The sequence below is a fragment of the Arthrobacter sp. NicSoilB4 genome (assembly GCF_019977335.1).
Classification (GTDB): Bacteria; Actinomycetota; Actinomycetes; order Actinomycetales; family Micrococcaceae; genus Arthrobacter.
The window spans coordinates 1,493,805-1,520,568 of record NZ_AP024653.1 but is presented as its reverse complement, the minus strand read 5'-3'; the positions used below and the strand labels follow the sequence as shown (position 1 = coordinate 1,520,568).

At 67.3% G+C, this 26,764-nt stretch carries 24 protein-coding genes; 9 read left to right on the top strand and 15 right to left on the bottom strand.

Annotated elements, in window-relative coordinates:
* Nucleotides 1-31: 31 nt before the first annotated feature.
* The 5 genes from LDO13_RS06810 to dinB form a co-directional block, all read right to left on the bottom strand.
* Nucleotides 32-742, bottom strand: coding sequence for a hypothetical protein (locus LDO13_RS06810; protein ID WP_224049250.1), 711 nt, complete (start codon nt 740-742; stop codon nt 32-34).
* Nucleotides 739-1,737 (bottom strand): 16S rRNA (cytosine(1402)-N(4))-methyltransferase RsmH, encoded by a 999-nt coding sequence (gene rsmH, locus LDO13_RS06805; RefSeq protein WP_224049249.1) that lies wholly within the window; start codon nt 1,735-1,737, stop codon nt 739-741. Before rsmH ends, LDO13_RS06810 begins: the two co-directional genes overlap by 4 nt.
* Before the next feature lie 197 nt (nt 1,738-1,934).
* Nucleotides 1,935-2,363: a division/cell wall cluster transcriptional repressor MraZ gene (gene mraZ / locus LDO13_RS06800; protein ID WP_056431195.1), complete on the bottom strand. Its 429-nt coding sequence runs from the start codon at nt 2,361-2,363 to the stop codon at nt 1,935-1,937.
* Nucleotides 2,364-2,751: 388 nt separating this feature from the next.
* Nucleotides 2,752-3,126 carry a DUF3040 domain-containing protein gene (locus tag LDO13_RS06795; protein WP_224049248.1) on the bottom strand — a complete coding sequence of 125 codons (375 nt, stop codon included), beginning with the start codon at nt 3,124-3,126 and terminating at the stop codon, nt 2,752-2,754.
* A 276-nt stretch (nt 3,127-3,402) separates the two neighbouring features.
* Nucleotides 3,403-4,563 carry a DNA polymerase IV gene (gene dinB, locus LDO13_RS06790; RefSeq protein WP_224049708.1) on the bottom strand — a complete coding sequence of 387 codons (1,161 nt, stop codon included), beginning with the start codon at nt 4,561-4,563 and terminating at the stop codon, nt 3,403-3,405.
* A gap of 236 nt (nt 4,564-4,799) precedes the next feature.
* Here dinB and LDO13_RS06785 point away from each other — a divergent pair, with 236 nt between their 5' ends.
* Both LDO13_RS06785 and LDO13_RS06780 read left to right on the top strand, forming a co-directional pair.
* The gene (locus LDO13_RS06785; protein WP_224049707.1) at nt 4,800-5,273 is read left to right on the top strand and encodes a hypothetical protein; all 474 of its coding nucleotides are present in this window, start codon (nt 4,800-4,802) and stop codon (nt 5,271-5,273) included.
* Complete coding sequence (locus LDO13_RS06780) at nt 5,270-6,364, top strand: polyprenyl synthetase family protein (RefSeq protein WP_224049247.1); 1,095 nt, start codon at nt 5,270-5,272, stop codon at nt 6,362-6,364. The genes LDO13_RS06785 and LDO13_RS06780 overlap by 4 nt, the downstream gene beginning before the upstream one ends.
* Before the next feature lie 147 nt (nt 6,365-6,511).
* Here the strand turns inward: LDO13_RS06780 and LDO13_RS06775 are convergent, their stop codons facing one another.
* Nucleotides 6,512-6,865 (bottom strand): Rv2175c family DNA-binding protein, encoded by a 354-nt coding sequence (locus LDO13_RS06775; RefSeq protein WP_224049246.1) that lies wholly within the window; start codon nt 6,863-6,865, stop codon nt 6,512-6,514.
* 296 nt (nt 6,866-7,161) lie between these two features.
* Here LDO13_RS06775 and LDO13_RS06770 point away from each other — a divergent pair, with 296 nt between their 5' ends.
* Together LDO13_RS06770 and LDO13_RS06765 are read left to right on the top strand one after the other, a co-directional pair.
* Nucleotides 7,162-8,565 (top strand): lytic transglycosylase domain-containing protein, encoded by a 1,404-nt coding sequence (locus LDO13_RS06770; RefSeq protein ID WP_224049245.1) that lies wholly within the window; start codon nt 7,162-7,164, stop codon nt 8,563-8,565.
* A 118-nt stretch (nt 8,566-8,683) separates the two neighbouring features.
* Entirely contained in the window at nt 8,684-10,813 is a 2,130-nt protein-coding gene (locus LDO13_RS06765; protein ID WP_224049706.1) for a PASTA domain-containing protein, read from the top strand.
* A 102-nt stretch (nt 10,814-10,915) separates the two neighbouring features.
* Here LDO13_RS06765 and LDO13_RS06760 read toward each other — a convergent pair whose 3' ends face one another.
* Both LDO13_RS06760 and LDO13_RS06755 read right to left on the bottom strand, forming a co-directional pair.
* Nucleotides 10,916-12,289 (bottom strand): 3-deoxy-7-phosphoheptulonate synthase class II, encoded by a 1,374-nt coding sequence (locus LDO13_RS06760; RefSeq protein ID WP_224049705.1) that lies wholly within the window; start codon nt 12,287-12,289, stop codon nt 10,916-10,918.
* Between the two features lie 154 nt (nt 12,290-12,443).
* Nucleotides 12,444-13,187 (bottom strand): lysophospholipid acyltransferase family protein, encoded by a 744-nt coding sequence (locus LDO13_RS06755; protein ID WP_224049244.1) that lies wholly within the window; start codon nt 13,185-13,187, stop codon nt 12,444-12,446.
* Nucleotides 13,188-13,298: 111 nt separating this feature from the next.
* On the opposite strand from LDO13_RS06755, the gene LDO13_RS06750 reads away from it, so the two are divergent.
* From LDO13_RS06750 to LDO13_RS06740, 3 genes are read left to right on the top strand one after another with little or no spacing between them, the layout of a single operon-like run.
* On the top strand, nt 13,299-14,111 hold the full coding sequence (locus LDO13_RS06750) for an alpha/beta fold hydrolase (protein ID WP_224049243.1): 813 nt from the start codon (nt 13,299-13,301) through the stop codon (nt 14,109-14,111).
* Nucleotides 14,108-14,911 carry an alpha/beta fold hydrolase gene (locus tag LDO13_RS06745; RefSeq protein WP_224049242.1) on the top strand — a complete coding sequence of 268 codons (804 nt, stop codon included), beginning with the start codon at nt 14,108-14,110 and terminating at the stop codon, nt 14,909-14,911. Before LDO13_RS06750 ends, LDO13_RS06745 begins: the two co-directional genes overlap by 4 nt.
* Nucleotides 14,904-15,572, top strand: a complete 669-nt coding sequence (locus LDO13_RS06740; protein ID WP_224049241.1) for a hypothetical protein — start codon at nt 14,904-14,906, stop codon at nt 15,570-15,572. Before LDO13_RS06745 ends, LDO13_RS06740 begins: the two co-directional genes overlap by 8 nt.
* 5 nt (nt 15,573-15,577) lie before the next feature.
* Here the strand turns inward: LDO13_RS06740 and LDO13_RS06735 are convergent, their stop codons facing one another.
* The gene (locus LDO13_RS06735) at nt 15,578-16,693 is read right to left on the bottom strand and encodes an ROK family glucokinase (protein ID WP_224049240.1); all 1,116 of its coding nucleotides are present in this window, start codon (nt 16,691-16,693) and stop codon (nt 15,578-15,580) included.
* A 214-nt stretch (nt 16,694-16,907) separates the two neighbouring features.
* On the opposite strand from LDO13_RS06735, the gene LDO13_RS06730 reads away from it, so the two are divergent.
* Nucleotides 16,908-18,728 (top strand): AMP-dependent synthetase/ligase, encoded by a 1,821-nt coding sequence (locus tag LDO13_RS06730; protein WP_224049239.1) that lies wholly within the window; start codon nt 16,908-16,910, stop codon nt 18,726-18,728.
* A gap of 161 nt (nt 18,729-18,889) precedes the next feature.
* Here the strand turns inward: LDO13_RS06730 and LDO13_RS06725 are convergent, their stop codons facing one another.
* Nucleotides 18,890-22,285, bottom strand: coding sequence for a pyruvate carboxylase (locus LDO13_RS06725; protein WP_224049238.1), 3,396 nt, complete (start codon nt 22,283-22,285; stop codon nt 18,890-18,892).
* 309 nt (nt 22,286-22,594) lie between these two features.
* Between LDO13_RS06725 and LDO13_RS06720 the strand changes: the two genes are divergently transcribed.
* The gene (locus LDO13_RS06720) at nt 22,595-23,446 is read left to right on the top strand and encodes a ParA family protein (RefSeq protein ID WP_224049237.1); all 852 of its coding nucleotides are present in this window, start codon (nt 22,595-22,597) and stop codon (nt 23,444-23,446) included.
* A 132-nt stretch (nt 23,447-23,578) separates the two neighbouring features.
* Here the strand turns inward: LDO13_RS06720 and LDO13_RS06715 are convergent, their stop codons facing one another.
* The 5 genes from LDO13_RS06715 to gcvH all read right to left on the bottom strand — a co-directional run bounded on the left by LDO13_RS06715 (nt 23,579) and on the right by gcvH (nt 26,707).
* Nucleotides 23,579-24,175 (bottom strand): MerR family transcriptional regulator, encoded by a 597-nt coding sequence (locus LDO13_RS06715; RefSeq protein WP_224049236.1) that lies wholly within the window; start codon nt 24,173-24,175, stop codon nt 23,579-23,581.
* A 271-nt stretch (nt 24,176-24,446) separates the two neighbouring features.
* Entirely contained in the window at nt 24,447-24,950 is a 504-nt protein-coding gene (locus LDO13_RS06710; protein ID WP_224049235.1) for a bifunctional nuclease family protein, read from the bottom strand.
* Nucleotides 24,950-25,666: a MerR family transcriptional regulator gene (locus LDO13_RS06705; RefSeq protein ID WP_224049234.1), complete on the bottom strand. Its 717-nt coding sequence runs from the start codon at nt 25,664-25,666 to the stop codon at nt 24,950-24,952. The genes LDO13_RS06710 and LDO13_RS06705 overlap by 1 nt, the downstream gene beginning before the upstream one ends.
* Before the next feature lie 23 nt (nt 25,667-25,689).
* Nucleotides 25,690-26,166, bottom strand: coding sequence for an FHA domain-containing protein (locus LDO13_RS06700; RefSeq protein ID WP_224049233.1), 477 nt, complete (start codon nt 26,164-26,166; stop codon nt 25,690-25,692).
* Nucleotides 26,167-26,320: 154 nt separating this feature from the next.
* Nucleotides 26,321-26,707: a glycine cleavage system protein GcvH gene (gene gcvH, locus LDO13_RS06695; RefSeq protein WP_224049232.1), complete on the bottom strand. Its 387-nt coding sequence runs from the start codon at nt 26,705-26,707 to the stop codon at nt 26,321-26,323.
* Nucleotides 26,708-26,764: the final 57 nt, after the last annotated feature.

Genomic DNA, 26,764 nt, shown 5'->3' with positions numbered 1-26,764 from the left:
TGCTGCTTGCCTGGCTGGGGGTCCGTCCTGCTTACTGTCCGGGGACCTTCTGCGCGGGGGCGGGAACGGAGCCACCGTGGAGTTCGACTGCCGGCGCGGCGGGGGCGGGTGCGGCCGGGACCGGCACGGCGTCGGCCGCGGGTTCGGCGGCTGCCGGCGCCGCAGCCGCCGGCGCGGCGGCTGTGCCGGCGGCCGCGTCGGCATCTGCCGGTTTGCGGTTCGCGAGCGGCTCGTTGACGGTGGCGGGCGGAACAACGGTGAGCTGGCCGGCAACGGCCGGGGCGGCGATGACGGCCCCGGGGGCGTCGCCCTTCACCGCCGGTTTGGCCTTGCCCGTGACGGTCAGGGTGGAAAGGTCGATCTGGCCCTTGCCGGTGGAGGTGACCATGCCCAGCTCGGTGGCCTTGGCCGCCAGGTTCTGCGGGGCATCGAAGTTCTGCACCTGCTGCGTCAGGTCCTGGTTCTGTTTGGTCAGGGTGGACTGCTTGCCCCGCAGCTGCACCAACTCGTACTGCGCAGTCGAAACGGAGATGTTCAAGACCAGCACTGCCATGAGGGCGACCGCGAGGATGCCGAAGCAGAGCACAACAAACGGGGCACGCCGTTTCCGCGGGGCCGACTGGACCAGGGAGAGCGGCGTGCGTGCCTTCCGGGAGGGACCGGTACCGGGCGTGATCCCGGGGAGGGCGCGGGCCGTCGCGCCTGTGGCAACGGGAAATCTGCTGACAGCTGCGGTGCTCATACGGCCCTCCTGGCTTTGATGCGTTCCACGGCGCGGAGCCTGGCGGAGGCAGCGCGTGGATTCTCGGCGATTTCGGCGGCGGTGGGCACCTCGGTGCCCTTCGTCAGGGTTTTCAGCTCTGCCTTGTGCTCCTCCAGTTCCACGGGGAAGCCGAGGGGCGCGGAGGATTTGGACCCGGCCTGGAAGAAGCCCTTGACGATCTTGTCTTCCAGCGAGTGGTAGGACATAACGACGACGCGGCCGCCGACGGCGATTGCGTCGATGGCTGCGGGGATTGCGCGCTCCAGGACGTCGAGTTCCTCGTTGACCTCAATCCGGAGTGCCTGGAAGGTCCGCTTGGCGGGATGCCCGCCGGATTTTGCGGCACCGGCGGGAACCACACCACGGATCTGCTCGACGAGTTCCCCCGTCGTGGCGAAGGGCTTCGCGGCGCGTGCGGTGACAATCCGGTTGGCGATGCGGCCGGCGAACTTCTCTTCGCCCCACTTCCGGATGATCCGGACCAGGTCTTCTTCGCTGTAGTTGTTGACGACGTCGGCGGCGGTCTGGCCGCGGCTCGTGTCCATGCGCATGTCCAGCGGGGCGTCGAAGGAGTAAGCGAAGCCTCGTTCGCGTTCGTCCAACTGGAGCGAGGAGACCCCGAGATCCATCAGGACTCCGTGGACCTCCGCGAAGCCGAGATCCGCCAGGACTTCCGGGATCTCGTCGTATACGGCGTGCACCAGGTCGATCCGGTTGGCGAAGGGCTTAAGCCGCTCCCCCGCCAGCGCCAGTGCTTCCTCGTCACGGTCGATGCCGATCAGGTGCAGATCCGGGAAGCGCTGGAGCATTGCCTCGGAGTGGCCGCCCATACCCAGGGTTGCGTCGATGACCACGGGGGTCTCGCCCCGGCTGCGGGCCGCTTCGAATCCGGGCGCCAACAAATTGATGCACCGGTCCTTGAGGACCGGTACATGGCGTTCGGACGTAGGCTTCGCCTGGTCAGGGTCAGTCATGCCTGCGTCCTTTCGTTGTCCGGCCGGGTGGTTGGAGTGCTGTTGCGGGTTGTAGTGGCCGCTTCTTGGTCCAGATCCCCATCCGCGCCTATCCTGCGTCCGCCTGGCTCCGGGGAAGTGAGCCAGGAAATCAGCTGGATGGGCGGCTGGAGATCTCGATCAAGAATCGTGCGGTGCTGCTTGGTTGCTGTGGGGTTTCAGAGAATCCCCGGTATGGCGTCGTCCGTCTCCGAGAAGGCCGTTTCCTTTTCGGCGAGGTACTCGTTCCAGGCCTGGGCGTCCCAGATCTCCGCGCGGGTTCCTGCACCGATGACGGCGAGTTCCCGGCCGAGTCCTGCGTACTCCCGGAGCGCCGGCGGAATCGTCACGCGCCCCTGCTTGTCAGGCACCTCGTCGGAGGCTCCAGAGAGGAAAACCCGGATGTAGTCGCGAGCCTGCTTGTTGGAGATTGGAGCCTCCCGCATTTGCTCGTGAACCCGGCCGAATTCCGCCTCACTGAAGACGTAGATGCAGCGTTCCTGGCCCCTTGTGAGAACCAGTCCGCCGGCAAGCTCCTCGCGGAACTTCGCGGGAAGGATGATTCGACCTTTTTCGTCCAGACGCGGCGAATGTGTGCCGAGAAACACGGCCCACCGCCTGTCTGTTCGTAGGAAGCCCAACGTCCCCTGTGCTGCCACTACCCTCTTACGTCCTCCACATTACTCCACATCCCTCCACAGTCAACGACACGCCGAAGGTTTCTGCGCCATTTTGTGGGACTTCGTGCCTTCACGCGCCCTCTAATGGCAGGGATCTGGGCCTGTGGTGCGCAGTGGAGGGAATGTGGAGGGCTGTCGCAGCCCGTCGCCCGGCATGGCCCCGGAGGAAGGGCCGCGGGGGTCTTTGTGGGACTCCTGAGGCGCTGTACGGGGCAGGAACTCTCCGCTTAACGGCAAAAGACCCGCCGAAGCGGGTCTTTTAGGCCACCTGCGGTGTCCCGGTGGTGGGGAATGGAGGGACGCGCCGCTCCGGGGGTCAGGATTCCCCGCGGTGCCTCTCGTCCCAGCGTTCCTCAAGATTGCTCATGAACGAACTCCTGGGTTTTCCGGACTTCCGGGCCGTTCCCCCGGCTTTGGCCTTGCCGGCGGCCGAACCGCGCATGGTGGCGTAATAGACGCCTGCGCCCATTACCACAAAGCCCAGGACACCAACGAAGATGTTCTGGATTGTCACGCCGAAGAGCAGGAGCACGACTCCGGCCAAAGTGGCCAGGACGCCGATCACCAGATGGCGGGTTGACCATGAACGTCCCGCGTCCGACCCCATCGAACTGGCGAACTTGGGATCGTCTTCATGCAGCTGCTTCTCAAGTTGCTCCAGCAACTTCTGTTCGTGCTCCGAGAGCGGCATCACGACCTCCTTAAGTCGGCCAACGTCCAGACTGACGCGGCCAGTGTCCCTAAACCCACAACGTGCGGGATTCGCGCGTGGTTCCCATTCGCCGCCGTTGGTTGAACGGGGTTTTCCACGGCCCCTTTCGGGGTGTTCAGCTGGTCCTGCATTAGTCCGAACGCTCGATCCAGTCGTTCCAAACGTACGTATAAATAAGGATAGTTTGTTGCGCCCTGTTCTGAAAGATGCCAAACGTCCCCTTGACTTCGCCAGGTGTTCATTTGGCCGCCAAGGTCAGCCCGAATTGCTTCCGGGGTCCAGGAGCCGGGCCGGAAGCACCGACTTGGTGCCGAATTTCCGGGTCACCTGGTCCAGGACTTGCTCGGCCGCCCGCCAGTTGTCGTCCCTGCGGTCAAGGCTCAACTGCAAGGGCGCCTGCGCGGCCTCCTCGAGCTGTTCTGCCCGGATACCTACCAGCCGCACCGTCATGGGCCGGTCCCCGACCGATTCCAGCAGCTGGACGGCGACGGCGTACAGCAGCTGGGCGCTGTCGATCGGAGTGCCGACGGTGCGGCTGCGGGTGATAGTGGAGAAGTCCGCGTAGCGGAGCTTGAGGGCCACCGTCCGGGCGTGCATGCCGGCGCTGCGGAGCCGCTCGGCCGTCCGGTGCGAGAGCCGGAGCAGTTCCCGGTGCAGCAGTGCCTCATCGGCAGTGTCCACGGCGAAGGTCTCTTCGGCGCCGATGCTCTTCTCCAGCCGGACAGGGGTTACCGGGCGCGCATCGATCCCCCATGACAGGCGGTAGACGTGCTCGCCTGAAACGCCGAGGACCTTCCGCAGGGACGGCAGCGGGGACGCCGCGACGTCTGCGACGGTACGGATGCCCATCCGGGCCAGCACATCGACGGTTTTGGCTCCGACGCCCCAGAGGGCGCTGACCGGAAGGCTGTGCAGGTAGGGGACCGTCTCCTCGGGGCCAATGAGCAGCAGTCCGTTCGGCTTGCACCGCGTGGAAGCGATCTTCGCCACGAACTTGCTGGCGGCTATTCCCACGGACGCGGTGATGCCCAGCTCGCTGCGGACCTGGGTGCGGATAAGCTCACCGATCTCGCGGGGCGGGCCAAGGCGCCGGATCGCTCCCCCGACGTCGAGGAAAGCCTCGTCCACGCTGAGGGGCTCCACGAGCTCCGTGATCGAGCCGAAGATGTCCATGATCTGGCCGGAGACCTCGTAATACAGCTTGTGCCGGGGCTCAAAGACGACTGCTGAGGGACACATCCGCATGGCAACCACCATCGGCATGGCCGACCTGACGCCGAAGCTCCGGGCTTCGTACGAGGCGGACAGCACGACGGAACGGTCAGCGGGGTAGCCCACGATAACGGGTTTCCCGACGAGTTCCGGACGGCTGCGCAGCTCCACGGAGACGAAGAACGCATCCATGTCCACGTGCATGATGCTGCTCCGCCGGAACTCGCGCAGTTGCGCTTCGCTGAGCCGCCTGGCTGCGCCGTGGGGAGGCGTCTCCCGCTGCTGTTTATCCTGGTCCGGCCCCACAACTTCAATCCTATGCCCCGGGACTGACTAAACTGGAGGCTGAATCCGGCGTCAACACCAGGAGGAAAGTCCCTGTGAAGGTATTTGGACCGCGCAGCCGTGCTGCGGCAGCCGTTGTGGCGGCGGGCACGCTGATGGCTTTGGCCGCATGCACGCCCACCAACCCCGGGACGGCCTCCTCGGGTTCCTCGTCGGCCTCGCCTGCTCCCTCCTCGGCCCAGCCCTCGACCACGGCCCCGGCGAGCCCCTCGGCCGAACCCGGCACCTCGGCCACGGTCGGCGCCATGGTCCCCGGCTTCCCGGAGAAGCTCCTGCCGGTGATGCCCGGAGCGAAGGTCGTCTCCAGCAGCTTTGACAAGACCACCGTGCCCGCCACCGTGGCGCTCGTCGGCAGCATTTCCGCGCCGTCCGCCGACGTGCTCGCCTTCTACACGAAGGAACTTGAGGCACAAGGCTTCAAGGCTGTTCCGGGGGAAGCGGTCGGCGCCGTACCCTCCAAGGACTTCCTCCGCGGCGACAACGAAACGGTCAACATCTCGGTGATGGAAACCGCCGGGGTTTCCACCTTCACTATCGGCGCGAACGTCGCCGCCGAGTCCGTCAAGTGACCCTCGCGGAGCAGTTGCGCCTGGAGCAGGCCTCGTACGTTGCCGCCGTCGCCGGAAAGCTCACCGATTTCCTGACCACTCGCCAGGCGGTGATGTCCTCCATCTCCCCGGACATTGATCCGCTGATGGGGTCCATCTCGAATCTTGTCACCGGCGGAAAACGCCTGCGGGCGCTGATGTGCTACTGGGGCTGGCGCGGCGCCGGCGGTGAGGCCGGGGCCGGCGAAGTGGTGACAGCAGGCTCCGCACTCGAACTCTTCCAGGCCGCGGCCCTGATCCACGACGACATCATCGACCGCTCCGACACCCGCCGGGGCGGTCCCAGCGTGCACCGGCGCTTCAGTGAACTGCACGAGACGCAGGGGTGGGCGCTGGACAGCGAACGGTTCGGCCACGCGGCCGCCATCCTGACCGGCGACCTGTGCCTGTCCTTCAGCGAGGAGTCGTTTACCGAAATCGGGCAGAGCGCAGCGTCCGGAAGCCGGGCGCGGCTGATCTTCAACCTGATGCGGGCCGAGGTGATGGCGGGCCAGTACCTCGACATCCTCGAGGAAGTCGCGGGTCCCCGGCGCGACCGCGCGGGTGCCGTCAGCCGGGCCCAGTCCATCATCCGGTTCAAGTCGGCCAAGTACTCCACCGAACATCCGCTGGCTTTGGGGGGCGCCCTGGCCGGTGCCAACGACGAGCTGCTGCGGGGCTACTCGGCGTTTGCCCTCCCCCTCGGCGAGGCTTTCCAGCTCCGCGACGACGTCCTGGGAGTCTTCGGCGACCCTGTCGCCACGGGCAAGCCGGCCGGAGACGATCTCCGCGAAGGCAAGCGGACGGTCCTGATTGCCTTTGCACTGGACCTGGCCACCCCGGCCGACTCCGCGTTCATCGACGCGAAGCTTGGCAGCCCCGGGCTGGACGACGCCGACGTCGACGAAATCCGCCGCATCATCCTGGACTGCGGCGCACTCCAGGCCACGGAAACACTGATCGAGGAATTCGGGCACGCGGCTTTCTCTGCCTTGGACCTCCTGCCCTTGGATGATCTGCCCAAGACTGCGCTCCGGAAACTGGCCGAGGCCACGGTCAGCCGCGCGGCCTGAACCGTCCGCTTGTCGGCTGCACGCGCAAACGCAGCTTCCGGCACAACGCAGTTACAGGCAGAACGCGGCGGCACCGACAAATGGGGCCCTGCACCTCATATTCGAGGCAGGGCCCGCATTGGTTTAAACCGGGAAATTCAGTTTCGGCTACCAGGCCAGGGACTGGGCCCTGCGCCGGATTTCCGTTTTGCGTCCCTCGCGCAGGGCATCGATCGGCCGGCCGCGCAGGGAGTCATCCGGCGTAAACAGCCAGGTAATGAGTTCCTCGTCGGAATAGCCGGCGTCCGCGAGGACAACGATCGTTCCCTTAAGGCTCTCTACGGCGTGACCGTCCTGGATGAATTCGGCAGGAACGCAACGGATCCGGCGTTCACCGACCCGCAATGCAGCCAACGCACGTTCGTCAAGAAGCGCGTGGACCTTTGTAATCGAAACGTCCAGGAGCTGTGCGACATCGGGAAGGGGCAGCCATTCGCCCACGAGGCTTTCTACATTACTCACGGATCAAGATTGCCATGCCGGCGGGCTCTGCGCCTAGTCGACGCCCGGCTATTAAATGGCAGTTCTCCGGACGCGACACCGGCCGGAGTGCCGCCTGACCGGCCGACACTCCACATCCACGCATTTTCGGAATGTCAAACAGTTCTTGTGCTAATTGCCAATTCGTGAGACATTCACATGGATCACATTTGTAACAGTGATAACTTGAGTCACATCAGTAACACCAGTAACACCGGTAATTACGAGCAAGCCAGGCCAGACCCGCAGCGTTCGGCGCTGAGAAGAGGATCTTTCCCATGACGACGTCACGTTCGCCAAAGCCCAACCCGAGGCCCAGCCTGCCGATGATTGCGGCCACGACGGCGGCACTTCCCGCCGTCGTCCTTTCTTCTTTGGCGATCGCACAGCCGGCCGCGGCGGAATCCCGCCCCCGCGCCATCCCGGCGACACTGGCCGCGGCAATGCAGGCACAGGCCCAGGGCCAGTCCGTCAGGTCGCTGGCGTCGGCCCTCATTCCTGCCGGTTCCGTCCCCGCCACCGTTCCGTCCTCGTTCCGCCCTGCCCAGGTTTCCGCCCCGGCTGAGTACACGATCGCCCGCGGCGACACGATCAGCGGAATTGCCGGCCGGTTCGGCCTGGACACGTACGCGGTCCTGAAGCTGAACGGGCTGCAGGCCAACACCGTCATCCACCCGGGGCAGAAGATCAAGCTCGACGGTTCGGCTGCACCGGCCGCTCCGGCGCCGGCAGCTCCGGCACCGTCGGCCCCTGCTGGTGGCGGCGTCTACACCGTGAAGTCCGGCGACACACTCAGTGCGATCGCCGCCCGCCACGGCGTCAAGCTCTCCGAGGTCTTCGGCTGGAACGGGCTCAACATGCGCTCGATGATCCGCCCCGGCCAGCAGATCAAGATCGGCGGCGGAACGTCGGCACCTGCCCCCGCGGCCCCCGCCCCGGCGGCTCCGGCCCCGGCAGCGCCGGCGCCGAGCGCCCCTGCCCCGGCAGCTCCCGCATCGGGCTCCTACACCATCAAGTCCGGCGACACGCTCTCCGGCATTGCAGCCAGGAACGGCGTCAAGCTCGCCGATATCCTCTCCGCAAACCGCCTGACGATGAGCAGCATCATCTACCCCGGCCAGAAGCTCGCGCTGCCGGGGTCTTCCATCGCCCCGGCGTCGACCCCGTCAGCCCCGCCGGCCGCCACGGTGACGCCGCTGGTCCCGAACACCTTCCTCGGCTTCAGCTACCCGGCCGCCGTCGTCAGCTCCGCCAATGAGAACAAGGCCCTGCTGAACGCCTCGCCGGTGCCCAGCCGCGAACAGATGAAGACGATCGTGGCGGATACCGCCCGCCGCATGGGCGTTGATCCCTCGCTGGCTTTGGCCTTCGCCTTCCAGGAATCCAGCTTCGACCACCGCTCGGTCTCCCCCGCCAACGCGATCGGCACCATGCAGGTCATCCCGTCCTCGGGCCAGTGGGCATCGGACCTTGTGGGCCGCGGGCTGAACCTGCTGGACCCCTACGACAACGCCACGGCCGGCGTCGCCATCATCCGCCAGCTGACCCGCACCAGCCCGGACCTGGACACCGCCATCGCGGGCTACTACCAGGGCCAGTACTCGGTCAGCAAGTACGGCATGTACGACGACACCAAGCAGTACGTGGCCTCCATCAAGGCCCACCAGAAGAACTTCGCCTAGGAGTTCCGGCCAGCCACGCGGCGGCGCCCAGCCGCCCTGGCCAAGCCCCGACGGATAACGAAACGGGTCCGAATCGCAGGTGGATTCGGACCCGTTTCCGTGCAGCGATTAGGATCGTATAGTGCAGGATTACTCGTCGGACCCTCTTGTTGGCACCCTGGTGGATGGCCGGTACCTGATTCATTCCAGGCTCGCCAGCGGCGGAATGTCCACCGTCTACGTGGCAACCGACCGCCGGCTGGAGCGTGATGTGGCGCTGAAGGTGCTGCACCCCCACATGACCGGCGACCCCCAGTTCCTCGACCGGCTGGGCCGCGAGGCCAAGGCCGCCGCCCGGCTGTCGCACCCGCACGTCGTGGGAGTGCTGGACCAGGGCGAGGACGACCGGGTGGCCTACCTGGTGATGGAGTACATCAAAGGGCACACGCTGCGCGACGTCCTCAGGGACAAAGGCGCCCTGCCCCCGCGCCTCGCCCTTGCGCTGATCGACCCCGTCGTCGAGGGGCTGGGGGCGGCGCACGACGCCGGCCTCATCCACCGGGACATCAAGCCCGAGAACGTGCTGATTGCCGACGACGGGCGGATCAAGCTCGGCGACTTCGGGCTGGCCCGCGCCATTTCGACGTCCACCAGCACCGGTGCCCTGATCGGCACCGTGGCGTACCTTTCCCCTGAACTCGTGCTGGGCCGCCAGGCGGACGCCCGCAGTGACATCTACTCGGTCGGAATCATGCTTTACGAGATGATCACCGGCCGCCAGCCGTTCGACGGCGAAGTTCCCATCCAGGTCGCCTACCAGCACGTCAACTCGTCCGTCGGCGCCCCTTCGGAGCACGTTCCGGGCCTCGCCGACGAAATCGATGAACTCGTGCAGTGGTGCACCGCCAACGACCCGGACAAACGCCCCGTCGACGGCAACGCGCTTCTCTCCGAACTCCGTCACATCCGCCGGAACCTGAGCGACGCCGAACTGGACCTCCAGCCCCCGGCTGCGCGCCCTGCCCTCCCGCCGGTGCCGCCCCTCCCGCTTCCGCCGGCCGGACCCCCCGGCGGCGCCCGGGATCCGCTCGCCGCCAACGGCGCCACCGAGGTCATCGGCGGCAGGCAGCAGCCCACGGAATTCATCGCGCGCGGCAGCAACCCGACCACCGTCATGTCCGCGGCCCCCCGCCACCCCGGCTACGGCCCGCTGTCGGCCCCGGACGAGGCTCCGGACGCGGGCGGCTACTACGACGACGATGATGGAGCGGCTTCCCCCGGTCCGGCCAGCAAACGGGCGCAGCGCAAATTCGACCGAGACGAGGAGAAGGCCCGCCAGCGCGCCGCGGCCACGCCGGTCCGGAGCCTGCGCGAGGGCAACCCCCGGCGCCGCGGGCTGCTCTGGATCCTCGTACTGGTCATCGCTGCCCTGCTGGCCGGCGGTGCCGGGTGGTTCTTCGGGATGGGGCCGGGCTCCCCCGGCACGATCCCGGAACTCGCGAACAAGACCGTGGCCGAGGCGCAGGACCTGCTCCGCACGGCCGGGTTCCAGTCCACCACCAAAGACGTTTTCGACGACGACGTCGCCCCCGGACTAGTGGTGGTCTCTGAGCCAGCGGCCGGGGAGGTCATCCGCAAATTCCAGCCTGTGTCCCTCGCCGTCTCCAAGGGACCCGAACTGTTCCCCCTGCCGGAGCTGACCGGAAAGTCCCTGGACGAGGCCAAGACCGCCCTCAACGGCGCAGGCATGGCGCTGGGGAACATCTCCGAGACTTTTGATGAATCCGCGCCTGCCGGCACGGTCCTGGCGCAGGCGCCCCGCAGCGGCAATCCGGTCCGGCACGGCACCCCCGTGGACCTCACCGTGTCCAAGGGCCCGCAGCCGATTCCCGTGCCGGACGTGCGCGGCCAGGAACAAGGCGCGGCGGTCAAGGCCCTTGAAGCCGCAGGGCTGAAAGCCGTGGTTTCACCCGAGACGGTCAATGACCGGCGGGTGCCCAAGGGCGCCGTGGTGGCGCAGGATCCGGCCACCGGCAACCTGACCAAGGGCGGGTCGGTGACGCTCACCATTTCCAAGGGACCAAAGCTCGTTGAAGTGCCGAGCTTCATCGGGAAACAGGTCACCGAGGCCCGCAAGGCACTTGAGGACCTGGGGTTTGAAGTTCAGGTGGAGGAATTCCTGGGCGGGTTCTTCGGCACGGTCCGGGACCAGAACCCGGTGAATAAGCAGGTCCCGGAGGGCTCCGTCATCACTCTGACCGTAGTGTGACCACAGCGGCCGCTGCCTGACCCGCTTAGACAACTCCGCCCCGGCCTTGATCGGCCGGGGCGGAGTTGTAAGGATGCAGCGCAGCTACTGCGTCCGCGTGTATTAGCGCTTGGACAGGGCCCCGGCCACGAGGAAGGCCATCTCGAGGGACTGCATGTGGTTCAGGCGGGGATCGCAGACGGATTCGTAGCGGTCCAGGAAGGATTCCTGGTCCACCGGGTCGGCCCCGCCGAGGCACTCGGCCACATCGTCGCCGGTCATCTCGACGTGCAGGCCACCGGGGACTGTGCCGAGCGCATGATGGACCTCGAAGAACCCGCGCACCTCGTCAATGACGTCGTCGAAGTTCCTGGTCTTGTAGCCGTTCGGCGAGGTGACGGTGTTGCCGTGCATCGGGTCGGTGACCCAGAGGACCTGGGCGCCGGATGCCGTGACCCGTTCCACGATCGGGGGCAGCTTCTCGCGGATGTTGCCCGCGCCCATCCGGGTGATAAAGGTCAGGCGGCCGGGCTCGCGGTCCGGATCCAGTTTGTCGATAAGGCGCAGCGCGTCGTCGCCGCTGGTGCCCGGCCCCAGCTTCACACCGATCGGGTTGCGCACCCGCGAGAGGAAGTCGACGTGTGCATGGTCCAGTTCGCGGGTGCGCTCACCGATCCAGAGGAAGTGCGCGGAGGTGTCGTAGGGGAAGCCGGTGCGCGAGTCGATCCGGGTCAGCGCGCGTTCGTAGTCAAGCAGCAGCGCCTCGTGGCTGGCGTAGAACTCCACCCGCTTGAGCGCTTCGAAATCCGCACCGCAGGAGGCCATGAACTTGATGGCGCGGTCGATGTCCCGGGCCAGCGACTCGTAGCGTGCGTGGGCGGGGTTTTCGGTGAAGCCCTTGTTCCACTGGTGCACGAGCCGCAGGTCCGCGAATCCGCCCTGCGTGAAAGCGCGGATCAGGTTCAGCGTGGAGGCGGACGTGTGGTACGCCTTGAGCATCCGGCCGGCGTCATGCGCGCGGGATTCCGGCGTGAAGTCGTAGCCGTTGACAATGTCCCCGCGGTAGGCCGGCAGCGTGACGCCTTCGCGGGTCTCATCGTTGGAGGACCGCGGCTTGGCGAACTGCCCGGCCATGCGGCCCATCTTGATCACCGGCATCGCAGCGCCATAGGTGAGGACCACGGCCATCTGGAGTATGGTGCGGACGCGGGCGCTGATCTTGTCCGCCGTGGCGGCTTCGAAGGTTTCGGCGCAGTCGCCGCCCTGGAGCAGGAACGCCTTGCCCTGTGCGGCGGCGGCGAGCCGTTCGCGCAGGATGTCCACTTCGCCGGCGAAGACGAGCGGCGGGAGGACGGAAAGTTCCTTGACCGAGGCTTCGAAGACGGCCTTATCCGACCAGTCCGGCTGCTGGGAGGCAGGAAGCTCCCGCCAGTGGTCCAGGCCGGGATAGTTCGCCGCACCGCTCTGGGCGGTGCTGGTCAGTGCGGTGCTGGTCATTGCGGAGCCCGCCAGGGGCGTGCCGCTCAGGGAACTGTTCAGGGGGGAGGCCGAAGGCGCAGATAGCTCAGTCACCCTCTAAGGATAGTTGCCTCTGCTGCGATCGTCGGCCCCACGGCGTCATTGACTCCGCCGGCACCGTCACACGCTTGAGTCACACAGTTCCGGGCGCGGCCGGGCCGGAGCCGGCCGGGCCGTCCTCCGGGACCTCCGTGGCCTTCCCGGCGAGCCGGAGCTTGACGACGGCGGCGTACTCGTCGACGTATTCCTGGCCGGAAAGCCGCATCAGTTCATACATGATCTCGTCGGTCACGGACCGCTGGATCAGCCGGTCATCCTCCATGCCGTAGTACCGGCTGAAGTCCAGCGGCTCGCCGAAGATCATCCCGATGCGGCGGATGTTGGGCATCCGCTTGCCGATCGGCTGGACCTTGTCCGTGCCGATCATCGCGACCGGAATCACCGGGACGCGGGCCTGCAGTGCCAGCCGGGCCACCCCCACCTTGCCGCGGTACAGCCGGGAGTCCGGGCTGCGCGTGCCTTCGGGGTAGATGCCCAGGAGCGAGCCGTTTTTCAGCACGTCCATACCGGCATTCAGAGACAGGGCGGAAGCGGCCCCGCCGGAACGATCCATGGGCAGCTGGTTGGTGAGCCGGAAGAAGGTGGCCGTCAGCCTGCCCTTGATCCCCTTCCCGGTGAAGTATTCCGATTTCGCGAGGAACACGACCGGACGGGGCACCATGAGCGGCATAAAGATGGAGTCGGAGAAGGAGAGGTGGTTGGATGCCAGAATGGCGGCGCCCTCCGCGGGAACGTTGTCCAGGCCCTTGACCCACGGCCTGAAGAGCGTCTTCAGCACCGGCCCCAGGACGAACGTCTTCATGAACCAATAAAACACGTGGTGTACCTCTCCGGAAGGCGTCTGGCCGGCCCTGCATCGGACCCGGCCAGGACTTCAATGACACCCTACTCTAGTGAGTTTTATCGGGAACAGTGACACGATGGGCTCATGACCGGAAGCAGCACTCCCCTGGCGCCCGCAGCGTTCAGTTATCCCGGCCACGGCAGCAACGCGGGCATCGGTGTGGCAATCTGCCACGGTTTCACCGGCAGCCCCCTGAGTGTCCTTCCGTGGGCCGAGCACCTGGCCCGGCAGGGTTTCGCCGTGTCCGTGCCGCTGCTCCCCGGACACGGCACGGACTGGCGCGACCTGGCCCGCCACGGCTGGCAGGACTGGTACGGGGCCTTCGAGGACTCCTATCTGGAACTCGCCGCAAGGACCAGGCACTGCTACGTGGCGGGGCTCTCCATGGGCGGGACCATCGCCCTGCGCGCAGCGGCCCGCCACCCGGTCGCCGGCGTCGCCGTCGTCAACCTGGGACTGAGCTTCTACGACCGCCGGGTGCGCTACATCGGCCTGCTGAAGCACGTCCAGCGCACCACCGTTCCGGTCCAGGAACCGAACCCGACCGCCGCGGCCACCGAGGACGGCGACTACTCACTCACCCCGCTCGAAGCCGTGCACCAGCTGAGCCGGCTCTTCAAGGCGGCGCTGCGCGACCTGCCCGCCGTCGCCGCCCCGGCCCTCGTCTTCAAATCCGCGACCGACATCGTGGTTCCGCCGTCGTCGATGGAACTGCTGCGGAAGCGGCTCGGGTCGCGGGAGCTTGAAGTGGTCAGCTTGCCGGGCAGCGGCCATGTGGCCACGCTCGACGTCGACGCCGGCCTGATCTTCGAGCAGTCCGTCCAGTTTTTCCTGCAGCACGCAGGCTCCCCGGCCGCACCAGGCCGGCCCGCCACCACAACCACGGAGACCCCATGACCCTCCCCCCGGACCACACACCGTTCAGCAGCCCGTTCACCGGAACCGGGCCCAGCACCGGCGTCGTGGTCTCGCATGGCTTCACCGGCAGCCCGCACGGCGTCAGGGACTGGGCCACATCGCTGGCCGGCGCGGGCTACGCCGTGCGGATGCCGCTGCTGCCCGGGCACGGCACCAGCTGGCAGGATCTTGCCCGGACGCGCTGGCAGGCCTGGCACGCGGCGATTGACGCCGCCTATCTTGAGCTCGCCGCCGAATGCGACCAGGTGGTCGTGGCCGGCCTGTCCATGGGCGGGGCGCTGGCGCTGCGGGTCGCCGCCAACCGTCCGGTCGCCGGCGTTGTGCTGGTCAATCCCGGACTTGTCATCGACGATCCCCGGGCACCGCTGGCGGGCATCCTCAAATTCGTGGTCAAGAGCACCCCCGCGATCGCCAACGACATCCTGAAGGAGGGCATCGATGAGGGCGCCTACTCCCGTACGCCGGTCGCCGCCGCGCACGAGCTGAACAAGATGTTCAAGGACACCGTCCGGCTGCTCCCCAGGGTCACCGCACCGGTGCGGGTGTACCGGTCGGCGGTGGACCATGTGGTCTCCGACTCGAGCATGCGCGCCCTGCGCCGCGGCCTGACCCGCGCCCCGCTGGAGGTGATCCGGCTGGAAAACAGCTACCACGTGGCTACGATGGACAACGATGCGCCCGAAATCTTCCGTGGCTCGGCCGAATTCATCCGGTCGCTGGCTGCGGGAAGCACTCCGGACGCTGCCCACGCCAGCCAGAAGGACACGGCAGATGACTAGACCGGACTCCAACTCTCCTGACCCCGACTCTTCGGATTCCCACGCCAACCAGGACGACGCGGTCTGGCTCGACCTGGTCGCGAGGCTGGAAGGAAGGGATCCGGGCGCGGGCACCAGAACCCCTGAGGCCAGGACCGGCAAGGACGACGGAGAGCGCGGGGACGACGGGGTCGACGGCGAGCTTCCGGACGCATCCCTGGCGGACGTCCCCCGCGTCGACGGCCCGGCAACCCCCCGTCCCTTCCGCGACTTCGACCCGTTGGGCCTTTCCGTCGCGGCGCCGATTGAACTCTCCGCCGAGGAGCGGCTGGCGCAGAGCAAGGCCGCCGGGGCCGCCTCGGCCAACGCAGCCGCCGCGGATGGCCAGGAGGCTGCCAGCGGGCCGCGCGACTTTGAGGCTGAGAACGACGACCCGTTCATCCCCGGCGAGTTCGTGCCGGAGGAGCCGCCCAGCCTCGCCGGCGCCGACCCGATGACCGTGCTGGCCTGGCTGGGCGCGGTGGGCGGTCCCATCGCCCTCCTGATGTCCGCAATGTTCTGGCGCTCAGCCCCGCTGCTGGCCATCCTCGGCATGGTGGCGGCCTTTGCAGCCTCGGTGGTCTTCCTGATCATGAAGCTGCCGGGCGAAAAGGACGAGCACGACGACGGCGCGCGTATCTAGCGCTGTTAGCTGTGCATGCGGCTGCTGACCCGGGACAGGTCGGCAGCACCAATCAGGCCCGCGTTCGGGCCAAGGGCCGCCAACTCGATGTCCGCCGCTGGCCGGAAGCCGCGCCCGGTCAGGTTCCGGGCGAAGGCCTTCCGGGCCGGGCCGACCAGCAGTTCACCGGCGTCGCAGAGCCCGCCGCCGATCACGAACTTGCCCGGATCCAGCGCGGCGGCGAGGTTGGCGAGGCCCAGTCCGAGCCACTCACCGACGTCTTCGAGCAGTTCCCGGGAGGTCGGGTCCCCGGCCTTGGCCAGCTCGGTGACGATCACTCCGGTAATGCGCTCCACGTGGCCGTCCACTGCCTTGAGCAGTTCCTGGGCCACCGGGGAGTTGGCGGCGGCGAGCTCCCGGGCTTCTCTGCCAAGTGCGTTGCCGGACGCGTACTGCTCCCAGCAGCCACGGTTGCCGCACTCGCAGCGGTGGCCGCCGGGCATGATGATCTGGTGCCCGAACTCCCCTGCCACACCGAAGCGTCCGCGTTCCAGCCGGCCGTCCATCACCATGGCACCGCCGATGCCGGTTCCGAGCGTGATGCAGACCAGGCGGTTCTGGCCCTGCCCGGCGCCAAAGCGCCACTCCGCCCAGCCGGCCGCGTCGGCGTCGTTGGTCAGCAGCACTGGGCGGCGCAGCAGTCGCTGGAGGTTGTCCCGGAGGGGTTCGTTGCGCCACGCCAGGTGGGGACTGAACAGCACGGTGCCGCCGTCGAGGTCCATCCACCCGGCCGCGCCGATCCCGACCGACCAGATCCGGTGGCCTTCGCCCAGCTCCTCGACCAGCTCAACAATCACCTGTTCGACCGCGCGGGGGTCACTGCCCGGAGTGGACCGCTTGGCCTGGGCGAGGATCCTGCCCTCCGCGTCGACGACGCCGGCCGCGACCTTGGTGCCGCCGATGTCCACGCCGATGGCCAGGCCCTTCCGGCCCAGCCGCAGATGCTCCCGTAATCCCCCGCCAGCCGGTCCGGCAGCCTGGCCTGCGCCCGCTCCGGCGGCCCCTCCGCCAAGTGCCCGGCGACGCCACGCGGCAGTTCTGCGGTACGGGCCGGGCTGCTGTCCGGATGTTGGTGTTTGCATGGTTCCCCATCCTATTCGCCGGAGCGCCCCCACGGGCCGCACCACCGGGGCGTCCGGCCGGCGGGCTCCACGGGCAGGGCGGCTCCCGGCTGCGCTGGCGTCCGCCGAACTGTAATGTTACTCACCAGTAGGTGTGGTGGAACACACATGCCTTGGACCACATACTAGTGTTAGTCGTACCCCTCGCGGGTCTATGGATATCAAAGGAGCTAACGTGCGAGAAATCAGTGTCCCGCCCTTGGTCAACGTCCCCCCGGAATCGAACGTCACGGACCTGGTCCTGCGCCAGGCCGCCAAGGCCTCCAACCCGGCCCTGTTCTCCCGCCTTGACGCCGCCGGCCAGTGGCAGGACATCCGGGCCACCGAGTTCCTGGCCGATGTTTCGCTGCTCGCCAAAGGACTGATGGCCAGCGGCGTCGCTGCCGGCGACAGGGTGGGCATCATGTCCCGCACGCGGTACGAATGGGCGCTCATTGACTTCGCCGTCTGGTTCGCCGGAGCCGTCTCCGTGCCGATCTACGAGACCTCCTCCCCCTCGCAGGTCGCCTGGAACCTCGGCGACTCCGGCGCCGTCGCCGCTTTCGGCGAGTCCGCCCACCACGAGAACATCATCCGGCAGGCCGCCACCTCCGAAGGCCTCACCGACCTGGCCCACGTGTGGCAGCTCGAAGGGGCGGGCCTCGACGAGGTCCGGGCCGCCGGCGCGGCCGTCAGCGACGAGGAGCTGGAGTCACGGCGCAGCCTCGCATCACTCACGGACGTCGCAACGATCATCTACACCTCGGGCACCACCGGCCGGCCGAAGGGCTGCGAGCTGACGCACGGCAACTTCGTGGAACTCTCCGAAAACGCCCTGGCCACCTCGCTGAACAAGATCGTCCACGAGCAGGCCCGGACCATCATGTTCCTGCCGCTCGCCCACGTGTTCGCGCGCTTCATTTCGGTGCTCGCGGTCGCCGCCGGCGTCACGGTGGCACACACCCCGGATATCAAGAACCTCCTCCCGGACCTGCAGAGCTACAAGCCGACCTTCATCCTCGCGGTGCCGCGTGTCTTCGAGAAGGTCTACAACTCGGCGCTCACCAAGGCCGAGGACGGCGGCAAGGGTGTCATCTTCCACCGCGCCGCGGACACCGCGATCGAGTTCTCCCGCGCCCGCCAGGCCGGCAAGGTGGGCTTGGGCCTCAAGCTCAAGCACACCCTCTTCGACAAACTCGTCTACAGCAAGCTCCGTGCCGCCATGGGCGGCGAGGTGGCCCACGCTGTCTCCGGCGGCGGCCCGCTGGGCGAGCGGCTGGGCCACTTCTTCCAGGGCATCGGCATGCAGATCCTGGAAGGCTACGGGCTGACCGAGACCACGGCCCCTGTCACGGTGAACACGCCGGAGCTGATCAAGATCGGCACCGTCGGCGCCCCGATCCCCGGCAACGCCGTGAAAATCGCCGACGACGGCGAGATCCTCGCCAAGGGCATCTGCGTCATGCGCGGCTACTACAAGCGCGAGGACCTCTCCGGCGAGTCGTTTGTTGACGGCTGGTTCCGCACCGGCGACATCGGACAGCTCGATGACCAGGGCTTCCTGACCATCACGGGCCGCAAGAAGGAAATCATCGTCACGGCCAGCGGCAAGAACGTGGTGCCTGCCCTGCTGGAGGACCAGATCCGCGCCGACGCACTCGTCTCCCAGGTGCTCGTGGTGGGTGACAACCGCCCGTTCATCGGCGCCCTGGTCACCCTCGACGAGGAGGCCCTGCCGGGCTGGCTGCACCGCCACGGTCTGCCCGCCTCCACAACCCTTGCCGAAGCCACGGACAACGCGGTGGTCAAGGCAGCGGTGCAGGAACTCATCAACGGCGCCAACCAGTCCGTGTCCCAGGCCGAGGCGATCAAGTCCTTCCGGATCGTGCCGGCGGACTTCACGGAGGCCTCCGGGCACCTGACGCCATCGATGAAGGTCAAGCGCGCACAGGTGATGAAGGACTTCGAGAACGTCATCGAGGAAATGTACGGCGCCCCGCGTCCCACCCAGGTCTAAGCAGAGCTACAGCAACGCGGGGTCACTTACGGCCCATCCGGAGCGCTCGGATGGGCCGTATCTGACCCCGCGTTGCATTAAACGAAAGGGTCCTTCCAGCCTCGGCCGGAAGGACCCTTTCGTCGTTGGTGTTTTGTTTGTTCCGCGGTGTCGCTCCCGGGCTATTCGACGACCAGCAGCAGGTCCCCGCCCTGGACCTGTTCGATCGCGCCGACGGCGAGGCGCGAAACGGTGCCGGCGACCGGCGTCGTGATGGACGCTTCCATCTTCATGGCCTCGATCGTGGCCACGGTGTCGCCGGCCTTGACCGCTTCACCGGCCTTGACGGTCAGGGTGACAGCGCCGGCGAACGGGGCGGCCACCTGGCCCGGCTGGGAGGTGTCGGCGCGTTCGGCGGCCTTGACGTTGCTGACCACGGAACGGTCGCGGACCACCACCGGGCGGGACTGCCCGTTGAGTGTGCACATCACGGTGCGCATGCCCTTCTCGTCCGGCTCGGAGACCGCTTCGAGCGAGGCGATCAGGTTAACGCCCTTCTCCAGCTCGATCTCGTGTTCGGCGCCGCGCTGCAGCCCGAAGAGGTAGTCGCGGGTGTCCAGTACCGAGAGGTTGCCGTAGGTCTCCAGGCTCTTCTGGTAGTCCTTGGTGGGGCCGGCGAACAGCAGTCGGTTGAGGGTCCGCTGCACGGTCTTGGAATCGGATTTGAGGGCGGCGCTGTCCTCGGCGCTGAGCTCGACGTCGCGGACCTTGACCGTGCGGCCCTGCAGGGCCTTGGTGCGGAACGGTTCCGGCCAGCCCCCGGGAGGATCGCCGAGTTCACCGGACAGGAACCCGATCACCGAATCAGGGATGTCGTATTTCTGCGGATTCTCGTTGAAGTCCGCGGGATCGGCGTTGAGGCCGACCAGGTGCAGGGCGAGGTCCCCCACGACCTTGGAGGACGGGGTGACTTTCACAAGCCGGCCCAGGATTCGGTCCGCCGCGGTGTACATGTCCTCGATGGCCTCGAAGCGCTCACCGAGTCCCAGGGCGATTGCCTGCTGGCGCAGGTTGGAGAGCTGGCCGCCCGGGATCTCATGCTGGTACACGCGTCCGGTGGGGCCCGGGAGCCCGGATTCGAAAGGTGCATAGACCCGGCGCACGGCCTCCCAGTACGGCTCCAGGGCGCACACGTTGGCCAGGCTCAGGCCCGTGTCGCGGGGCGTGTGGGCCAGGGCCGCGACCAGGGCGGAGGCTGCGGGCTGGCTCGTAGTGCCGGCCAGTGACGCGGAGGCCACGTCCACGGCGTCCACGCCGGCGTCAACGGCGGCAAGCAGTGTTGCCAGCTGCCCGCCCGCCGTGTCGTGCGTGTGGAGGTGCACCGGGAGGTCGAAACGTTCACGCAGGGCCGTCACCAGCCGGGCTGCCGCGGCGGGACGCAGCAGGCCCGCCATGTCCTTGATCGCCAGGATGTGCGCGCCGGCGTCGACGATCTTCTGCGCCAGCTCCAGGTAGTAGTCAAGGGTGTAGAGCGTCTCGTCCGGGTCCAGCATGTCAGCGGTGTAGCAGAGGGCCACTTCCGCGACGGCCGTGCCGGTCTCGCGGACGGCGCGGATGGCCGGGGCCATCTGGTTGACGTCGTTGAGCGCATCGAAGATGCGGAAGATGTCGATGCCGGTGGCGGCGGCCTCGTTGACGAAGGCCACTGTCACTTCCTCCGGGTAGGGGGTGTAGCCGACCGTGTTGCGGCCGCGAAGGAGCATCTGCAGGCAGACGTTCGGCAGCGCGTTGCGGAGCGCAGCGAGGCGGTCCCAGGGATCCTCGCCGAGGAAACGGAGGGCGACGTCGTACGTGGCTCCGCCCCAGGCCTCGACGGAGAGCAGCTGCGGGAGGAGCTTGGAGACCGCCGGGCCCGCTGCCACCAGGTCGCGGGTGCGGACCCGCGTGGCGAGCAGTGACTGGTGGGCGTCGCGGAAAGTGGTGTCCGTGACGGCGACGGCACCCTGCGCGCGCAGGGCCGCAGCGAAGCCTTCAGGGCCCAGCTCCAGCAGCCGCTGGCGGGAGCCCGGACTGGCAGCCGCGTCATCCAGGGCGGGGAGCTTGGCGGCGGGATCCGTGTGGACAGTGAGCTCGCCGTTGGGCTTGTTCACGGTGACCTCGGCGAGCCAGGTCAGCAACTTGGTGCCGCGGTCCGCGGACACCCGGGCCTTGAGCAGCTGGGGGCGCTCGTCGATGAATGAGGTGGCCACGTTGCCGGCGATGAAGTCGGCGTCGTCCAGAACGGCCTGCAGGAAGGAGATGTTGGTGGAGACGCCGCGGATGCGGAACTCGGCGAGGGACCGGCGGGCCCGGGCCACGGCGGCCGGGTAGTCGCGGCCGCGGCAGGTCAGCTTGACCAGCATGGAGTCGAAGTGCGGGCTGATCTCGGCGCCGGAGTAGACGGTTCCGCCGTCGAGCCGGACGCCGGCGCCGCCGGCCGAACGGTACCCGGTGATCTTGCCGACGTCGGGCCGGAAGCCGTTGGCCGGGTCCTCCGTCGTGATGCGGCACTGCAGGGCTGCGCCCTTGAGCTGGACCGTCTCCTGGGACAGGCCCAGGTCCGCGAGGGTCTCGCCGGCGGCGATGCGCAGCTGGGCCTGGACCAGGTCGACGTCGGTGACTTCCTCGGTCACGGTGTGCTCGACCTGGATGCGCGGGTTCATTTCGATGAAGACGTGCTGGCCGGCCCGCTCCCCCACGGTGTCGACAAGGAATTCCACGGTGCCGGCGTTGACGTAGTTGAGGGCCTTGGCGAACTTCACGGCGTCGCGGTACAACGCCTGCCGGATGCCCTCGTCGAGGTTCGGGGCGGGGGCGATCTCGATGACCTTCTGGTGGCGGCGCTGGATGGAGCAGTCGCGCTCGAAGAGGTGCATCACGTTGCCCTCCGCGTCGGCCAGGATCTGGACTTCGATGTGGCGGGGGCGCAGGACGGCCTGCTCCAGGAACATGGTGGGGTCGCCGAAGGCTGCGTCGGCTTCGCGCATCGCGGCCTGCAGGGCCTCAGGCAGGGCTTCGCGGGTGTCGACGCGGCGCATGCCGCGCCCGCCGCCGCCGGCGACGGCCTTGGCGAAAATGGGGAAGCCGATCTCGTCGGCCGCCGCGATGAGCTCGTCGAGGTCCTTCGAGGGCTGGCTGGACTTCAGCACCGGGACGCCGGCCTTGCGGGCCGCCTCGAGGGCCGCGACCTTGTTGCCGGCAAGTTCGAGCACCTCGGCGGGCGGGCCCACGAAGGTGATGCCGGCAGCGGCGGCGGAACGGGCCAGGCGCGGGTTTTCGGAGAGGAAGCCGTAACCCGGGTAGATGGCATCGGCGCCGGCCTCCTTCGCGACGCGCACCACTTCGTCGACGTCGAGGTAGGCGCGGACCGGGTGGCCCTCGTCGCCGATCAAATAGGCCTCGTCGGCCTTCTGGCGGTGGATGGAGTTGCGGTCCTCATGCGGGAAGACGGCCACGGTCTTGGCGCCAAGTTCGTAGCCGGCGCGGAAGGCCCGGATCGCGATCTCGCCGCGGTTGGCCACCAGAATCTTCGAAAACATACTTCTCCTGCATCATCGCGGGTGTATCGGTAATTGGTCACAGTGTCCAAGAACGTAAAGGGCAAACACAAACTATTGTGGCGACCGTCACAGGGACAGGCGTCACGTATGCCGGATTAGCAACGGCCGGTCCGGGTCCTGCTTGAAGCTTAGCCATGATCTGCCGCCCCGGCACCCGATGAGACGGGTTTCTGCAGGGCGGCAACATATGATGAGGAGGTGGGTGGCGCATGCACGCCCCGGCTCCGGAGAACGCAGGAGCCGGCAGGACCCCGTCCCGGCAACCGGCGTTAGGTATTGGTTTTTCAAGTGCAAGTAGTCAGCATCAGCAGCCTCAAAGGCGGTGTCGGCAAGACATCGGTGACCACTGGTTTGGCGTCCGCGGCACTGGCCGCCGGCATCCCCACCCTCGTCGTCGACCTTGATCCCCACGCGGATGCGAGCACGGCCCTCGGAGTCAGGCCGGGTGACCAGCTGGATATCGGCCGGATGCTCAAGGCCCCCCGGCGGGCCCGGCTGGCCGACAACGTGGTTCCCAGCGGCTGGGTCGAACGGGCCTCCACGAACGGCGGTGCCCCCGCCGGCGCTGCGGCACCCGTCCTCGACGTGGCCGTCGGTTCCGCGTACACCGGCATTTACGACCGTCCGGACCTGGGCCGCCGCGACCTCCGCCGGCTCTCCGCGGTGCTGGCCGGCGCACAGAACTACGAGCTGATCCTCGTCGATTGCCCGCCTTCCCTTAACGGGCTCACCAGGATGGCCTGGTCCGCCAGCGACAAGGTCACCCTCGTCGCTGAGCCCGGGCTCTTCTCGGTCGCGGGCACGGAACGCACCATGCGTGCCATCCAGTTGTTCCGCCAGGAATTCGCCCCGAACCTCTCCCCGGCGGGCATTGTCGCCAACCGAGTGCGCACCGGTTCCGCGGAACACACCTTCCGGCTCTCGGAGATGGAGGCCATGTTTGGCGGGCTGCTGCTGGACCCGCACATCCCGGAACAGGCCAACTGGCAGCAGATCCAGGGTGCCGCCCACTCCATCCACCACTGGCCCGGCGATTCGGCGAAGAACGCCGCCGCGCTGTTCGATTCCCTGCTGGCGAACCTGCTGGCCGCGGGCGGCACGGAAACCGCGGCCCCGGTCCGGGAGCGTGTCCACCGCTGAGCGGAGGAGCCCACCCGGGAACGCCCACAACCAAGCAACGCGGGGTCACTTACCGCCCATCATCTATGCCGTGATGGACTGTAAGTGACCCCGCGTTGCTTTTTGGTGCAGGGGCATTAAGGTGGCTGCAGCCTAGCCGATCTTGCGGGCGGCCCGGCGCTTGCTGAGTTCGTCGTCAGGGAACGACTGGTCGGTGGCGTGTTCGCTGGGAAGGGCTGCGAGGCTGCCTTCCACTTCCCGCCAGACCCGGCCGACGGCGATGCCGAAGACACCCTGCCCGCCCTGGACAAGGTCGATGACTTCATCCGCCGAGGTGCATTCGTACACGCTGGCGCCGTCGCTCATGAGAGTGATCTGGGCGAGGTCCTCGACGCCGCGCTCCCGGAGGTGCTCGACGGCGGTGCGGATCTGCTGCAGTGAAACGCCCGTATCAAGGAGGCGCTTGACCACCTTGAGGACCAGGATGTCGCGGAATCCGTAGAGACGCTGGGAGCCTGAGCCCGCGGCGCCGCGGACGGCGGGCTCCACCAGCCCGGTGCGTGCCCAGTAGTCCAGCTGGCGGTACGTGATGCCGGCCGCCTTGCAGGCGGTGGGCCCGCGGTAGCCCGCATCCTCGTCCAGGACGGGGAGATCCTCGGTGAACAGCAGGCCCTGGGCACCGCTAGCGGGCACAGCTACACCAGCCGTCGCGGGCTGCTTGAGCTCGCCTGCTTCGCCTTTCGGACTCACGTGGATCCTCCTCATCTTGGCTCCCCTGCGGAAAATGCAGCAACAGCCGGTTATCCCTGGCTAAACCAGACCACGGGTGGATAAAATTCATCCGTGTAATTCTGCCGGGGCTCCACCTTCCAGTGTGACCTGAGCGGATGTTGCGTGCAATGGGAACTTGTACTTCTGACGTTAGGCCTGACGGGGCCCAAGGTCAAAGACGTTCGAGGTATTGCCGGGGCGTGTCGAAACTTTCATCCTCGACTTTAACGTTGGTGTGGCGTCAAACCGCTCAACCGGCGAAGTCTTCGGGCTCGACGTCGTCGAGGAACTCGCGGAAACGGCGCAGCTCCCCCTCTTCGTCGACGGCTGGACCCGGGTGGGTGTCTTCGCCCTCGTCGTGTTCGGTGATACGGACGCCGGCCTCTTCCATCACGGCGTCGGCGCACCAGATCCGGCACTTGGCGCGAAGGGCCAGCGCCAGGGCATCGGAAGCGCGGGAGCTGACGGTCGTCCCGTTGTCGAACTGGAGCTGGCCGTAGAAGATGTTGTCCTCCACAGCCACGATATTGACGCTGACGATCGTGTGGCCGAGGGACTCGACGACGTCGATCAGCAGGTCGTGCGTCATGGGGCGCGGCGGCACAACCCCCTGCTGGGCGAGGGCGATGGCGCTGGCCTCGGGCGTTCCGATCCAGATCGGCACGTGCCGCTCCCCGTGGATCTCCTTGAGCAGGACCAGCGGCTGGTTGGACGGAAGTTCGATCCGCACGCCTACGATCTCCACCTCAATCATCAGATGTCCATCCTCGAGATGCGGTCCTGGACCAGGGCACGGTGCAGCGTCAGGCACAGCTCGCTGATCTCCCGGGCGGCCTCGGCGGCCCGGGCGTGGGAGGCGGCATCCTTGCGGGAGGTCAGGGTGGACACCGCACGCTCCACCAGTCCGAATTCACGCTCGGCGGCAGCCTGGAAGGGCCGCAGGTGCCGCGGCTCCAGGCCGTGGTTCTCCAGCTGGACGCAGGCGCGCGCCACCTGGAGGGCGTTCTCGTCGAACTTGCCGTTGACGTGGCCGATCAGGCCGAAGCTCAGGAGCGATTCGACCAGGGGCACGCTCGCGCCGGACTCCGCCCGGAGCTGCTCCTCGCTGAGCCGGCGGACCCGGTTCTGCAGCTCGGAGGCCAGCTCCTCGGACACAATCCGCGGCGAGACCGTAACGCCGGGGGGCAGGTTGTCGGGACGTTCTCCGCGGTCGATCGCGTCAAGGTAGTCCTTGATGACTTTCAACGGCAGGTACTGGTCCCGCTGGAGGGACAGCACAAAGCGCAGCCGCTCGACGTCGCTCTCGGCGTACTGCCGGTACCCGGCAGGGGTCCGCTGGGGGTTGATCAGTCCCTTTTCCTCAAGGAACCGGATTTTTGACGCGGTCATGCTGGGGAAGTCATCGCTCAGCTGAGCCAAGACTTCCCCGATGTTCAGGACCTGGGGTCCGCGCCGTTCCGCGTGTGCCATGGCCACAGGCAGCTACCCCGGAATCAGACGTTGCCTGCTGCGCGGGCAGGGCTCAGGTAGAAGGTGAGGCGGAACTTTCCGATCTGCACTTCGTTGCCGGACTTCAGTTCCACGCTGTCGACGCGGTCGTGGTTGACGTAGGTGCCATTCAGGCTGCCCGTGTCCACAACTTCGAAGCTGCGCGCCGTGCGGCGGAACTCGACATGACGGCGCGAAACGGTGACGTCGTCGAGGAAGATGTCGGCATCCGGGTGCCGGCCCGCCGTCGTGACGTCCGAGTCCAGCAGGAAGCGTGCGCCCGTGTTGGGTCCGCTGTGCGCCACCAGCAGCGCGGAGCCGTACGGCAGCGCCTCGACGGCGCTCCGCTCCTCAGCGGAGAGCTTCGGGGTGATGGTGGGTTCATCGCGGACCGGGGTGAGGTTGATCGACGTGGTCTCCGAAGCCTTCACTCCACCCGTGCCAAAACCGTCACCGGTGTTGTTGCGTTCGTGCCCAAACATTGATTCCTCCATTCGCTGCAGGTGTCCCCCCTGCAAACAACGCATGCCGTCCGGAAATGCGTGGCAAATCCGGAATTCAGCCTTTTCGATGGGCGTCTTCTGCCGGGTCTTCCCACGGCGTGTTCCAACGGCCCGGCCCGAAAAGGCCTTTGCTTTAGCCTACCTGCTGTTCGTACTCCGATGCACTGAGGAGCGACTCGACCGCGTCGGCTTCCGCAAGCTTTATTTCCATCAGCCAGCCCTCGCCGTAGGGATCTGAGTTGATCAGGGCGGAATCGGTATCCAGGGCCTCGTTGCGGGACACTACTTCACCGGAAACCGGGGCGTAGATGTCGCTGACGCTCTTGGTGGACTCGACCTCACCGACGACGTCGTTTGCCTTGATCGTGGTACCGGCCTCCGGCATCTGGGCATAGACGACGTCCCCCAGTGCGTCCTGGGCGAAATCGGTGATGCCCACGCGCACCACACCGTCTGCATTGGGAGCGGAAACCCACTCGTGTTCGGCGGTGTAGGACAGCTCTTCGGGAATGATGCTCATGACGGGCCTTTCATCGGGTCAATCACCAATGTCTTCGGCGGCCAGGTGAACTGCCCG

Coding starts and splice junctions, on each gene's coding strand:
- LDO13_RS06810 (WP_224049250.1), bottom strand. CDS start 742: ATGAGCACCGCAGCTGTCAGCAGATTTCCCGTTGCCACAGGCGCGACG.
- rsmH (WP_224049249.1), bottom strand. CDS start 1,737: ATGACTGACCCTGACCAGGCGAAGCCTACGTCCGAACGCCATGTACCG.
- LDO13_RS06795 (WP_224049248.1), bottom strand. CDS start 3,126: ATGCCGCTCTCGGAGCACGAACAGAAGTTGCTGGAGCAACTTGAGAAG.
- dinB (WP_224049708.1), bottom strand. CDS start 4,563: ATGCACGTGGACATGGATGCGTTCTTCGTCTCCGTGGAGCTGCGCAGC.
- LDO13_RS06785 (WP_224049707.1), top strand. CDS start 4,800: ATGGCTTTGGCCGCATGCACGCCCACCAACCCCGGGACGGCCTCCTCG.
- LDO13_RS06770 (WP_224049245.1), top strand. CDS start 7,162: ATGACGACGTCACGTTCGCCAAAGCCCAACCCGAGGCCCAGCCTGCCG.
- LDO13_RS06760 (WP_224049705.1), bottom strand. CDS start 12,289: ATGACCAGCACCGCACTGACCAGCACCGCCCAGAGCGGTGCGGCGAAC.
- LDO13_RS06750 (WP_224049243.1), top strand. CDS start 13,299: ATGACCGGAAGCAGCACTCCCCTGGCGCCCGCAGCGTTCAGTTATCCC.
- LDO13_RS06745 (WP_224049242.1), top strand. CDS start 14,108: ATGACCCTCCCCCCGGACCACACACCGTTCAGCAGCCCGTTCACCGGA.
- LDO13_RS06740 (WP_224049241.1), top strand. CDS start 14,904: ATGACTAGACCGGACTCCAACTCTCCTGACCCCGACTCTTCGGATTCC.
- LDO13_RS06735 (WP_224049240.1), bottom strand. CDS start 16,693: ATGCAAACACCAACATCCGGACAGCAGCCCGGCCCGTACCGCAGAACT.
- LDO13_RS06725 (WP_224049238.1), bottom strand. CDS start 22,285: ATGTTTTCGAAGATTCTGGTGGCCAACCGCGGCGAGATCGCGATCCGG.
- LDO13_RS06710 (WP_224049235.1), bottom strand. CDS start 24,950: ATGATTGAGGTGGAGATCGTAGGCGTGCGGATCGAACTTCCGTCCAAC.
- LDO13_RS06705 (WP_224049234.1), bottom strand. CDS start 25,666: ATGGCACACGCGGAACGGCGCGGACCCCAGGTCCTGAACATCGGGGAA.
- LDO13_RS06700 (WP_224049233.1), bottom strand. CDS start 26,166: ATGTTTGGGCACGAACGCAACAACACCGGTGACGGTTTTGGCACGGGT.
- gcvH (WP_224049232.1), bottom strand. CDS start 26,707: ATGAGCATCATTCCCGAAGAGCTGTCCTACACCGCCGAACACGAGTGG.